An 11,522-nucleotide genomic window follows, 5' to 3' on the forward strand; every position below is an offset into this window, starting at 1 on the left:
TGAGCGCCGCCGTCGGCGCATCACTCAGACTGGATGAGTTCTGCTTTTTCCCTGGCCCAGAGCCGCGCGTACGCCCGGCGGGCCGCGACCAGCTCCGCGTGCGTGCCCGACTCCACCACCCGGCCGGCCTCCAGCAGGAGGATCCGGTCGACGGTTTGCAGGCCGCTCAGCCGGTGCGTGATGAGCAGTGTGGTGCGCCCGGAGGACGCAGCCAGCAGGTTCGCGGTCAGCGCGTCGGCGGCCCGAGGGTCGAGGTGCTCGGTCGGCTCGTCGAGGATGAGCACCGGAAAGTCCGCCAGCAGGGCGCGAGCGACGACGAGCCGCTGCCGCTGGCCGCCAGAGAGCCGGGCGCCGTGCTCGCCGACTTCGGTGGCCAGGCCCCTCGGCAGGCCCTCGACCCAGTCCAGCAGACCGACCGCCGCCAGCGCGGCCCGGATCTGGGCCTCGGTCGCGTCCGGGCGCGCCAGCCGGAGATTGTCGCCGATCGTCCGGTCGAAGACGTGTGCGTCCTGCCCGGCCAGGCCGACCACGCGGCGGACGGCGTCGGGTTCCAGGTCGCCGAGACAGACCCCGTTCAGCGACGCCGCACCGGACTCGAGTTCGAGGAACCGCAGCAGGACGGCGGCCAGCGTGGACTTGCCGGCTCCGCTGGGTCCGACCACCGCCACGCGATCCCCGGGAGCCAGCTCCAGGTCGATCCCGTCGAGCGCGAGGTGTCCGGACGGGTAGCGGGCGCGCACGTCGCGTAGCCGGATCGAGTACGGCGCAGCCGGCAGCGGCACCGGAGCCGCGGGCTCGCGGACCGGGACTTCGGTAGCCAGGAGGGCATCCACCCGGGCCTGGCACCGTCGTACCCGCTCGAAGATCGCGAAGGCCTGCGGGAGTCCGGTGACCAGCTCGAAGGCGGCCAAGGTGACCAGGACGACGACGGTGAGCAGCACACCGGGGAGCTGGCCGTTGTCGACGGCAACGATTCCGGCGACGAGCACACCCCAGACGCACAGGCCCGCGAGCAAGGTGGTCAGCCCCGAGCCGGTCCCGGCGGTGCGTGCAGCCGACCGGGCCACCGTGGTCAGCTCCGCATCGGCCCGCCCGGCCCGGCGCAACTGCGCATTCGCGGCACCGTAGGCGATCAGGTCGGGCGCGCCCTGGACCAGGTCGACCACGGCGGTCGACAGCTCGCCTCGCGTCTCGGCCTGGCGCATTTCCGACCGTCGCACCAGATGCCGGGCGAGGACGGGAACGGCGGTCCCGCAGAACAGCACAGCGACCACGACCACGACGCCGGCGGTCGGTACCAGGGTCCCGACCAGGCCGACCGTCAACCCGGCGGAGGCGACGAAGACGACGTACGGCGAGACCACGCGCAGCAGCAGATCCTGCAGCGAATCCACGTCATCGACGAAACGGGCCAGCAGATCACCGCTGCGGAAAGTCTGCAGACCCGCCGGGGCGAGACGCTCGAGTCGCCCGTAGACCTTCATCCGTACGTCGGCCAGGACGCGGAACGCCGCATCATGGCCGACCAGGCGCTCGGCGTACCGGAGCAACCCGCGACTGATCCCGAAGAACCTCACCCCGACGACAGCGAGTCCCAGCACCGCCATGTTCGGGTGTTCGGAGGCGCGGGCGATCAGCCAGCCGGCGGTCGCCGCGAGACCGAGGCCGGCGGCGGCGCCACCCGCCCCGAGGAGGCTGGCCGCCGCCAGCCGGGCCGTCACTCCGGACGTCATCGGTAGTCCAACGAGGTCGCGTGTTCCAGCCGGATCTCCCGGTCCGCCAACGCGACCAGGCCCGGCCGGTGCGCGGCGATCAGCGCGGTCCGGCCGGTGGTCAGGCGGGTGACCGCAGCGAGGACCGACGCCTCGGTCTCCCCGTCCAGGTTGGCCGTAGGCTCGTCCAGCAGCAGCAGCGGAGCATCCACCAGGAACGCCCGGGCCAGTGCGACGCGCTGCCTCTCCCCCGCGGACAGACCGGCGCCGCGCTCGCCCAGTGGCGTCGCGAGCCCGTGCGGCAGCCGGTCGGTCAGTTGTGCCAGCCCGGCGTCGTGAACCGCTCGCAGTACGTCCTCGTCAGCAGCGTCCGGCCTGCCGAGCCTGACGTTGTCGGCCAGGCTCGCGGCCAGCAGGTAGGGCCGCTGCGGGACCCAGGCCACAGTCCCGCGCCAGCGGTCGAGATCGAGCTGGGCGAGGTCCACCCCGCAGACGGTCATCTGCCCGGAGTCCACGCCGACGAAGCCCAGCAGTACGGCGATCAGGGTCGACTTGCCGCAGCCGCTCGGACCGGTCAAGGCCACCACCTCACCCGGCCGGACCGACAGGCTGACCCGGTCGAGTGCGGGTTCGGCCCGGTCCGGGTAGCTCACGCACACCTCGTCCACACGCAGATCCACGGCCTGGTGGCGCACAAGACCGACACCGGTACGGCCGGCCGGCAGCGGGCTGTCCAGCACGGTGAACACCTGCTCCGCCGCGGCGGCACCATCCGTGCTGGCGTGAAAGCTGGCGCCAAGTGTGCGCAGCGGTAGGTAGGCCTCAGGAGCAAGGATGAGCACGAACAAACCGGTCGAGAGGTCGAGATCGCCGCTGACGAGCCTGATTCCGACAGCCACCGCGACAACCGCCACCGACAACGACGCGAGCAGTTCCAACACCAGGGAGGACAGGAAGGCCACGCGCAGTGTGCCCATCGTCTCCTGGCGGAAGTTGTCCGTCGTCCGCCGGACCAGGTCTGCCTGGGCGCGCGCCTGGCCGAACACCTTGAGCGTCGTCAGTCCGGCGATGCTGTCGAGAAAGTGCCCGCCGAGACGCTGCAGGGCGACAAGACGCTTGGCCGACTGGGCTTTGGCGCCGGCACCGACGACCGCCATCAGTAGTGGGATCAGCGGAACCGTGCCGGCGATGATCGCCGCGGCCACGATGTCCTGCGTCACCGCCGCGGTGATGACTGCGACGGGGATCACGACCGCCAGGACCAGTTGCGGCAGGTAACGGGTGAAGTAGCCGTCGAGAGCATCGAGGCCGCGGGTACCCAATGCCTCGAGGTCAGCGGTGCGGTGCCGGGCGAGCCAGGCCGGGCCCAGGGCGACAACCTGCCGCAGCAGGGTCATCCGCAGCTCCGCCTTGGCCTGGGTGCCGGCCCGGTGCGCCATCAGTTCGGCCGACCAGACGAGCACGGCACGGGCGATGATGACGCCGAGCAGAACCAGCAGCGGGCCGCGCAACTCGTCGAGGCCCGCCCCGTCCTGGAACGACGCGGAGATCAGCCCTGCCAGCAGCCAGGCTTGCGCGACGACCAGGGCCGCGGTCGCGACCCCGAGAGCGGCGGACCGCAGCAACAACGCCCGGACTGCCCGGGTCCGCGCGATCAGTCGCCGGTCAACGGCGGGCATCGGAGGTCTCACCGGGCCGGGTGGTGCCAAGGCCCTGCCGGTCGCTCATCCGCGCCACGGCCCGATCGAACGGGTCGGCGAACGCCGCGTCGGTCGCCCGGTTCAGGGCGTCGAGGTGAGACTGCACCGCCGCCCGGCGTGCGGGCAGGACTCCGGCCAGCAGATCCTCGAGCATGGCGCGCAACCGCCGGCAGACCTGCGGTGAGGAGGCGCCGTACTGGCGGATCTCGGTCACGCCGAGGTCGAGGTACTCCACCCAGCCGCGGGTCCGGACGACCAGGCGGACCCGGCCGTCGGCGTCGAGCGCTGTTCCCCGGAAGACCCGGTCGGAGGAGCCGATCCCGAGCAACAGGTCGTCGATATGGTTGAGCACCTGGGTCGCCGTGGTGGGGTCGTTGACGGCCGGCGACAGCGCCCGGATGGCGATATCGACCATGATGCGCAGCGCGAAGGCCGGGTCCTGGTCGATCGTGCGCTCGCGGCCCAGCGAGACCATCGCGCTCAATCGCCGCAGGTCGATCTCGCTCGCCGCCCCGTGAACCTCCATCAGCACCGTCCTCGCGGTGACGAAGTCACCGATCGTGTGCGGTATGACACAGACCTGGCCGCGGGCCGCCGCGAACCGGACGAGAGCCGCGATGTCGAGGTCCTGGATGGCGCCCGAGCGGGGCGCCAGGACCTGCGCGTCCGGCTGCCCGCGCCTGTCCCGGTGGTCGTTGCTCCCGGCGGACGACGTGAGGCCGTCGTTCGCGGCCGCGATGGCCAGACCGGCGTGTGCCATCGCCGCCGCGACGGCGACCGGCCGCAGGGCATGGACGAACCTGTTGAAGTACAGCAGCAGGAGGATCAGGTCGGTACTGACGGCCAGCCCGACCAGGGTGATGCCCAGGTCAGGCACGGAGTCGGACTCCACATGGCGCAGCAGGGCGAAGCTGAAGGTGAACGTGGCCGTGAACGCCGCGAGGACGAGCTTCTGCAGCCGGTCCCGGTACCACAGCCGCATGAAGCGCGGCGACAGCGTGCCGGTCGCCATCTGCACGACCAGCACCCCGATCGTGACCACGAAGCCGATCAGCCCGACCATCGCGGCCGCGGCGGCCGACAACACGCTGTTCGCGGTGTCCGCGGAGTACGACCACTGCGGTGGCAAGGCGATCCGGCCCTCGATCCACACGTCGATGTCGGCCAGCACCACACCGATCACGCCACCGATGAGCGGCACCACCCACAGGCTCTGCCGGACGAACTGGCGAGCTCGGAACCCAGCTGCCCAGGCGATCACCGGTCGCTGTCCGCTCATGTCGGTCAGTGATGGAACCCGGCCGGCGACTTCTCCTGCGGCATCGGAGCCACCAGCCCGTCGAGCCAGTCGACCGCCACCCGCACGTCGCGCAAGAACAGTTCGGCCATGTCGTGACTGAACCCGTTGCGCACGACCACCCGCAGTACGACCAGATCCTCCCGGTTCGGCGGCATCGTGTACGCCGGCACCAGCCAGCCCCGCTCGCGCAGCTTCCGCGAGACGTCGTACGCCGTGTACTTGGTGATGCCGTCGGCCATCCGGAACGCGAACACCGGCAGGTCGCGTCCGTCCGAGACCAGCTCGAACTCGGGCATCTCCTTGATCGCATCGGTGAGGTGCACGGCGACGTCCTGGCAGGTCTGCTGGATTCGCCGGTAGCCGTCCCGGCCGAGCCGTAGGAACTGGAAGTACTGCAGCAGTACCTGTGCGCCAGGCCGGGAGAAGTTCAGCGCGAACGTCGGCATGTCCCCGCCGAGGTAGTTCACCTTGAAGACGAGTTCCTCGGGCAGATTCTCGGTGTGCCGCCACAGCACCCAGCCGACGCCCGGATAGACGAGCCCGTACTTGTGCCCCGACGACTGGATTGAGGCCACTCGCGGCAGCCGGAAGTCCCACACCAGGTCGGGCTGCAGGAAGGGAGCCACGAAGCCCCCGGACGCGGCGTCGACGTGCACCGGCACGGACAATCCGGTCCGCTCCTCCAGATCGTCCAGCGCGGCGCAGATCTCGGCGACCGGCTCGTAACTGCCTTCCATCGTCGAGCCGAGGATGGCGACCACGCCGATGGTGTTCTCGTCCACGTACTGCACAGCCCGGTCGGCGGTGAGGTACAGGTTGTCGCCCTCGAGCGGCACGTACCTCGGCTCGACGTCCCAGTACTCGGCGAACTTCTCCCAGACGACCTGCACGTTCTGGCCCATCACGAGGTTCGGCCGGTCGAAGGGTTTACCCGCGGCGCGACGGGCGTGCTGCCAGCGCCGTTTGAGCGCCAGGCCGCCCAGCATGCAGCCCTCGGAGCTGCCCGTCGTCGACGTCCCGATCGCGTCGGCCGTGTCCGGCGCGTTCCACAGGTCGGCGAGCATCCGCACGCAGCGGGCCTCGATGTCCGCCGTCTGCGGGTACTCGTCCTTGTCGACCATGTTCTTGTCGGCCGTCTCGGCGTACAGCCGGTCCGCCTCGTCGTCCATCCAGGTGGTCACGAACGTGGCCAGGTTGAACCGGGCGTTGCCGTCCAGCATGACCTCGTCCCGGACGATCTGGTACGCCGACTGCGGCAGCATCTCGTCACTCGGCATTCGGTCCTTCGGGACCGCCAGCAGGCTGTCCCTGGTGAACCGTGGTAACGCGGCCAGATCGCGAACCGCCTGCCCATTCGTGCTACTGATCCCGGTCATCGCCGACCACCCCTCGATCACGACGACATGATTTTGCCGCCGCAACCCATCCCACACCCGGGCACCCCGAACCGTCCTCACCCGCTCCGCATGAGGCGCGAACCCTCGGCCCGCGACGCTGTCAGAGCGAGCGGACCCAGTTCGAGAGCAGGGCAGCGCCGGCGTCGCCGGACTTTTCCGGGTGGAACTGGGTGGCCGAGAGTGGCCCGTTCTCGACCGCGGCGACGAAGCGGTCGGCGCCGTACGTCGTCCAGGTCACCAGCGGAGCCACCGACTCGCGGGCGCCCTTCAGCTCCCACTCGCGGACGCCGTACGAGTGGACGAAGTAGAACCGCTCCTTCTCGATGCCGTCGAACAGCGTGGTCCCGGCCGGGACGTCGATGGTGTTCCACCCCATGTGAGGAACCGGTAGCGCCCTGCCTTCGGCCCCACCCCTACCCACCCCGCCGTTCACCGGCTGTAGCCGCTCTACGGTGCCGGGCCACTGCTCGCAGCCCTCGGTCTCGACACCGTGCTCGATACCGCGGGCGAACAGGATCTGCATGCCGACACAGATGCCGAGCACCGGACGGCCGCCGGTCAGCCGACGGTCGACGAGTACGTCGCCTCGCACCGCCTTCAGCCCGGTCATGCAGGCTTCGAAGGCACCGACACCGGGGACGAGCAGGCCGTCGGCGTTCAGAGCCTGGTCGAAGTCCGAAGTGACCGTGACGTCCGCGCCGACACGCTGCAGCGCCCGCTCCCCCGACCGGATGTTGCCGGAACCGTAGTCGAGCAGGACGACCTTCTTGCTCACAAGGCGCCCTTGGTGGAGGGGATTCCCGGCTGCCGCGGGTCCAGCTCGGCGGCGGTCCGCAGCGCCCGGGCGAACGCCTTGAACTGCGCCTCGACGATGTGGTGCGGGTCGCGACCGGACAGCACCCGGATGTGGATGCAGATCGCGGCGTTGAACGCGAGCGTCTCGAACACGTGCTGGGTCAGCGAGCCGGCGTAGTCGCCGCCGATGATCGCGTAGACCTGACCGTCCGGCTCGCCGGTGTGGACGCAGTACGGCCGGCCGGACAGGTCGACCGTGCAGTGCACGAGCGCCTCGTCCAGCGGCACGGTCGCGTCGCCGAACCGGCGGATGCCGCGCTTGTCGCCGAGCGCTTCCTTGAGGGCCTGGCCGATGCCGATCGCAGTGTCCTCGACGGTGTGGTGGGCGTCGATCTCCAGGTCGCCGACGGTGTTCACGTGCAGGTCGAGCAGCGCGTGTTTGGCCAGCGCGTTGAGCATGTGGTCGTAGAACCCGACACCGGTGGAGATGTCGGCGCGGCCCTCACCGTCGATGTTCAGCTCGACCAGGACCTTCGACTCGCTGGTCTCCCGATCGATCCGTGCCGTGCGAGTCATGCTTGTCCTCGCTTCGCTGCGGGCAAGCATGACTCGCCTTCGACGCTGTGTTGTTTGATGAGTTCGCTTCGCTCACTCATGTCAGCCTTCCAATGTCTGTCTTGAGGACACGCTCCAGTGAAGCGCGGAATGCGGCCATCTCGGCGCCGGTGCCGATCGAGACCCGCAGCCAGCCGTCCGGCCCGGTCTCGCGGATCAGTACGCCGTCGTCCAGCAGCGACTGCCAGACCGCGTGCCGGTCGGCGAACGTACCGAACAGGACGAAGTTCGCGTCCGAGTCGACCGCGCGCAGGCCCTGCGACCGCAGCCAGTCGACCGTCTCGTCGCGCTCGACCCGCAACTGCTCGACTCGGCCGAGCAACTCCTCGGAGTGCCGCAACGCGGCCCGAGCGACCGCCTGGGTCACCGCCGACAGGTGGTACGGCAACCGCACGATCCGCAGCGCGTCCACCAACTGCTTGCTCGCGGCAAGGTATCCGACCCGGCCGCCGGCCAGTGCGAACGCCTTTGACATCGTCCGTGCCACCGCCAGGTTCGGGTACGACGGCAGCAGCGTGACAGCACTCGGTGTCCCGGTCCGGCGGAACTCGGCGTACGCCTCGTCCACCACCAGGACGGCACCGTTCGCGGCGGTCCGGGCGGCGAGCGCCTCGACCACCTGGATCGGCAGCGCCGTCCCGGTCGGGTTGTTCGGCGAGGCGAGCAGCACGACGGACGGGTGGTGCCGGGAGATCGCGGCCAGCGCCTTGCTCTGGTCGAGGGTGAAGTCCTCGGCCCGGCGACCGGTCACCCAGGCGGTGTTCGTGTCGCGCGCATACTCCGGGTACATCGAATAGGTCGGGGCGAACGACAGCGCCGTACGCCCCGGGCCTCCGAAGGCCTGCAGGATGTGCAGCATGACCTCGTTGGAGCCGTTGGCCGCCCACACCTGCTCGGCGGTCAACTGCGCGCCGGACTCGCGGCCCAGGTACGCCGCCAGGTCCGCCCGCAGGTCGAGGAACTCGCGATCCGGGTAGCGGTTCAATCCGCGGGCCGCCTCAGTGACCGACGCCGCGATGTCGGCGACGGTCTCCTCGCTCGGCGGATACGGGTTCTCGTTGACGTTGAGCAGGATGGGTACGTCGAGTTGCGGGGCGCCGTACGGCTCGAAGCTCTTCAGCTCCTCGCGGATCGGCAGCCCGTCGAAGCGGCCCATCACTTCTCCCCTGGGAATCGCACACTCACCGCAGCACCGTGAGCCGGCAGGTCCTCGGCGTGGGCCAGTGCGACCACGTGACCGGCGACCTGCTGGAGGGCGTCGCGGGAGTAGTTCACAACGTGCATCGCCTTGAGGAAACTGCGGACGGACAGACCGGACGAGTGGCAGGCGCAGCCGGCGGTCGGGAGGACGTGGTTCGAGCCCGCGCAGTAGTCGCCCAGGGAGACTGGCGACCAGCCGCCGACGAAGATCGCGCCGGCGTTGTTGATCAACGCGGCCCGCTGCTCGGCGTCGGCGGTCTGGATCTCCAGGTGCTCGGCGGCGTACGCATCCACGACCGCGGTGCCCTGGTCCAGGTCGTCCACAAGTACGACGGCCGACTGCTGACCGTTGAGCGCCTCGGTGACGCGGTCCCGGTGCCTGGTCTTGGCGACCTGGCCTTCGAGCTCGGCCTCGACCTGCGCCGCGAGCGCTTCGCTGGGCGTGACGAGAACGCTGGCGGCCATCGGGTCGTGCTCGGCCTGGCTGATCAGGTCGGCGGCGACGTGCGCCGGGTCGGCGGTGTCGTCGGCGAGGATCGCGATCTCGGTCGGACCGGCCTCGGAGTCGATGCCGACCTCACCGAGCAGCAACCGCTTGGCGGCGACCACGTAGATGTTGCCGGGCCCGGTGATCAGGTTGACCTTCTTGCATCCCTCGAAGCCGTACGCGAAACCGGCGATCGCCTGCGCGCCGCCGATCGCGTAGACCTCTTCGATCCCGAGCAGCGCGCACACCGCGAGAATGGTCGGGTGCGGCAGGCCGCCGTACTCCTTCTGGGGCGGGGATGCGAGCGCAAGGGACGGGACGCCGGCGACCTGTGCCGGTACGACGTTCATGATCACGCTGGAGGCCAGTGGAGCGCGACCACCGGGGACGTACAGGCCGACGCGCTGGACCGGGACGAAGCGCTGCGTGACCCGGCCGCCGGGCGCGGGCTCGGAGGCGATGTCGGCGGTCAACTCGTCCTGGCTGACCTCGCGGACGCGGCGGATCGACTCCTCGAACGCTCTGCGGACCTCGGGATCGAGCTCCTCGAGGGCGGTCTTGAAGGCGTCGGCCGGGACGCGGACGTCCTCGACCCGGACATGGTCGAACTTCTCGCCGTACTCCCTGATCGCCTCGAGTCCACGATGACGGACGTCCAGGCAGATCGGTCGGACGACGTCGAGAGCCTTCTCGACGTCGAACACGGCTCGGGGGACGAGGGCGTTCACTTCGGCTTGGAGGTCAGACACCTCTCCGGCCGCCACTCGGCCCCGCAGGTCGACGCGGCGAATCATGGCCTCAGTCTAGTGGTGACGACCCGCGAGCCATCCGCCGTATCCACAAGCTGGCAGTTACGAGGCGTGATCAGGGGGTGGCGGGCACTAAGCTCACTGACATGGACTCCCGCCTACCGCTGCTCACTGTCGACACGGTGATCTTCCCCGGGCTGGTGCTCCCCATTCCGGTCACCGATGTCCAGGGCCGGGCGGTGGTCCGCGACCTGGTCGAGAACGGTGGCGAACTCGTCTGCGGTGCACTCGCCGTCCGGGACGGATACGAGTTGGGTGAGCGGGTGTTCCGGTCGCTCTACGGCACCGGCTGCGCGGCGACGATCTCCGAGATCACGCTGGACGCGGACGACGACGGGCCGGTCGAGATCACGCTGACTGGCAACCGGCGGTTCAAGGTGGCGGAACTGGACGGCAGCGGCGACTACCTGGTCGCGGACGTCGAGTGGCTGGTCGAGAGCCTCGGCGACGATCCCCTGGGTACGGCGACGATCGCGATCGACCGCTTCCGCCGGTACGCCGCCGCGGTCTCCGAGATCAGCCGTCCAGGTCTGCACATCGCCGACCTCCCCGACGACCCGGGCACGCTGTCCTACCTGATGTCCGCCGCGATGACGCTGCTCACCCCCGACCGCCAGAAGCTCCTCGAGGCCGCCGACACCACGTCCCGCCTGGCCCAACTCGTCGGCCTCCTCGACACCGAGCTCACCGCCATCGCCGCCCTCCCCTCCCTCCCCGCCACCGACATCAACTGGTCCACCATGTCCCCCAACTGACTGGTTGGTCAGACGGGCAGACTGGGCTGGTAGTAAATTGAATCCCAGAGCGGTATGGTTTTGGTATGAGCAAGCAGATCACTGTGCGGTTGCCGGATGAGTTGGTGGAGTTCATGGACCAACTGGTGGCGGCCGACAAGGCGTCGAGCCGGGCCACCGTGGTCGCCCGGGCGATGGAACGCGAGCGGCGCCGGGAGCTGGCCGCTCGTGACCTCGCCATCCTGACCGAGCACGGCGACTACCCGGACTTCGAGGGTCTCGCGCCGGCGGCCTCCGGTACCGTGCTCACCGACCTCGACTGAGCCGCCGTACGACGTCATGCGTCCACTGCACATCGCACGCCTGGACAAGCCCCGCCCAGTCGTCGTCCTCACCCGCGAGCTGATCCGGCCGCGGCTCACCAACGTCACGGTCGCTCCGATCACGAGCACCATCCGCGGCCTCTCGACCGAAGTCCTGGTCGGCCCTCAGAACGGCCTCGACCACCCCAGCGCGATCAGCTGCGACAACATCCAGACCATCCCCAAACTCCAACTGGGCCGCCTGATCGGCTACCTCCACCCAGACCAGGAACCAGCCCTAGCCGAAGCCATCGCGCTCGCCTTCGACCTCGAAACCCTCTAACCACCCCCGCCCCCCGCCCCTCGACCATCTGAGGGGTTATCCGGCTCTCCTGACGCATGTGTGGGTGATTTGAGCGCGCCTTGAGTGGCGCACGCCGTTCCCTGTCTAGGTTTCTGAGCTGTCGAGGA

At 69.7% G+C, this 11,522-nt stretch carries 11 protein-coding genes; 3 read left to right on the forward strand and 8 right to left on the reverse strand.

The window, feature by feature from the left end; genetic code table 11:
- Positions 1-20: 20 nt before the first annotated feature.
- The 8 genes from cydC to hisD form a co-directional block, all read right to left on the reverse strand.
- A complete protein-coding gene (cydC, locus tag EV652_RS44735; protein ID WP_199238426.1) occupies positions 21-1,733 on the reverse strand; it encodes a thiol reductant ABC exporter subunit CydC in 1,713 nt (570 codons plus the stop codon).
- The gene (cydD, locus tag EV652_RS44740) at positions 1,730-3,391 is read right to left on the reverse strand and encodes a thiol reductant ABC exporter subunit CydD (protein ID WP_199238427.1); all 1,662 of its coding nucleotides are present in this window, start codon (positions 3,389-3,391) and stop codon (positions 1,730-1,732) included. The genes cydC and cydD overlap by 4 nt, the downstream gene beginning before the upstream one ends.
- Positions 3,378-4,691, reverse strand: a complete 1,314-nt coding sequence (locus tag EV652_RS27435) for a DUF2254 domain-containing protein (RefSeq protein WP_199238428.1) — start codon at positions 4,689-4,691, stop codon at positions 3,378-3,380. The genes cydD and EV652_RS27435 overlap by 14 nt, the downstream gene beginning before the upstream one ends.
- A gap of 5 nt (positions 4,692-4,696) precedes the next feature.
- A complete protein-coding gene (gene gad, locus EV652_RS27440) occupies positions 4,697-6,088 on the reverse strand; it encodes a glutamate decarboxylase (protein WP_132212105.1) in 1,392 nt (463 codons plus the stop codon).
- Positions 6,089-6,209: 121 nt separating this feature from the next.
- Positions 6,210-6,884, reverse strand: coding sequence for an imidazole glycerol phosphate synthase subunit HisH (gene hisH / locus EV652_RS27445; RefSeq protein WP_132212106.1), 675 nt, complete (start codon positions 6,882-6,884; stop codon positions 6,210-6,212).
- Complete coding sequence (gene hisB / locus EV652_RS27450) at positions 6,881-7,480, reverse strand: imidazoleglycerol-phosphate dehydratase HisB (protein WP_132212107.1); 600 nt, start codon at positions 7,478-7,480, stop codon at positions 6,881-6,883. Before hisB ends, hisH begins: the two co-directional genes overlap by 4 nt.
- Before the next feature lie 76 nt (positions 7,481-7,556).
- The gene (locus EV652_RS27455) at positions 7,557-8,675 is read right to left on the reverse strand and encodes a histidinol-phosphate transaminase (protein WP_132212108.1); all 1,119 of its coding nucleotides are present in this window, start codon (positions 8,673-8,675) and stop codon (positions 7,557-7,559) included.
- Entirely contained in the window at positions 8,675-10,000 is a 1,326-nt protein-coding gene (gene hisD / locus EV652_RS27460) for a histidinol dehydrogenase (RefSeq protein WP_132212109.1), read from the reverse strand. The genes EV652_RS27455 and hisD overlap by 1 nt, the downstream gene beginning before the upstream one ends.
- Positions 10,001-10,101: 101 nt before the next feature.
- On the opposite strand from hisD, the gene EV652_RS27465 reads away from it, so the two are divergent.
- The 3 genes from EV652_RS27465 to EV652_RS27475 all read left to right on the forward strand — a co-directional run bounded on the left by EV652_RS27465 (position 10,102) and on the right by EV652_RS27475 (position 11,394).
- The gene (locus EV652_RS27465) at positions 10,102-10,770 is read left to right on the forward strand and encodes an LON peptidase substrate-binding domain-containing protein (RefSeq protein WP_132212110.1); all 669 of its coding nucleotides are present in this window, start codon (positions 10,102-10,104) and stop codon (positions 10,768-10,770) included.
- A gap of 65 nt (positions 10,771-10,835) precedes the next feature.
- The gene (locus tag EV652_RS27470; RefSeq protein WP_132212111.1) at positions 10,836-11,072 is read left to right on the forward strand and encodes a ribbon-helix-helix domain-containing protein; all 237 of its coding nucleotides are present in this window, start codon (positions 10,836-10,838) and stop codon (positions 11,070-11,072) included.
- A 16-nt stretch (positions 11,073-11,088) separates the two neighbouring features.
- Entirely contained in the window at positions 11,089-11,394 is a 306-nt protein-coding gene (locus EV652_RS27475) for a type II toxin-antitoxin system PemK/MazF family toxin (protein ID WP_132212112.1), read from the forward strand.
- The last annotated feature ends 128 nt before the right edge of the window (positions 11,395-11,522 follow it).

This window comes from Kribbella steppae, from assembly GCF_004342025.1.
Classification (GTDB): Bacteria; Actinomycetota; Actinomycetes; order Propionibacteriales; family Kribbellaceae; genus Kribbella; species Kribbella steppae.

What these genes read in the sequence shown, in the direction of transcription:
- cydC (WP_199238426.1), bottom strand. Translation starts at nt 1,733, where the DNA reads ATGACGTCCGGAGTGACGGCCCGGCTGGCGGCGGCCAGCCTCCTCGGG.
- cydD (WP_199238427.1), bottom strand. Translation starts at nt 3,391, where the DNA reads ATGCCCGCCGTTGACCGGCGACTGATCGCGCGGACCCGGGCAGTCCGG.
- EV652_RS27435 (WP_199238428.1), bottom strand. Translation starts at nt 4,691, where the DNA reads ATGAGCGGACAGCGACCGGTGATCGCCTGGGCAGCTGGGTTCCGAGCT.
- gad (WP_132212105.1), bottom strand. Translation starts at nt 6,088, where the DNA reads ATGACCGGGATCAGTAGCACGAATGGGCAGGCGGTTCGCGATCTGGCC.
- hisB (WP_132212107.1), bottom strand. Translation starts at nt 7,480, where the DNA reads ATGACTCGCACGGCACGGATCGATCGGGAGACCAGCGAGTCGAAGGTC.
- EV652_RS27455 (WP_132212108.1), bottom strand. Translation starts at nt 8,675, where the DNA reads ATGGGCCGCTTCGACGGGCTGCCGATCCGCGAGGAGCTGAAGAGCTTC.
- hisD (WP_132212109.1), bottom strand. Translation starts at nt 10,000, where the DNA reads ATGATTCGCCGCGTCGACCTGCGGGGCCGAGTGGCGGCCGGAGAGGTG.
- EV652_RS27465 (WP_132212110.1), top strand. Translation starts at nt 10,102, where the DNA reads ATGGACTCCCGCCTACCGCTGCTCACTGTCGACACGGTGATCTTCCCC.
- EV652_RS27470 (WP_132212111.1), top strand. Translation starts at nt 10,836, where the DNA reads ATGAGCAAGCAGATCACTGTGCGGTTGCCGGATGAGTTGGTGGAGTTC.
- EV652_RS27475 (WP_132212112.1), top strand. Translation starts at nt 11,089, where the DNA reads ATGCGTCCACTGCACATCGCACGCCTGGACAAGCCCCGCCCAGTCGTC.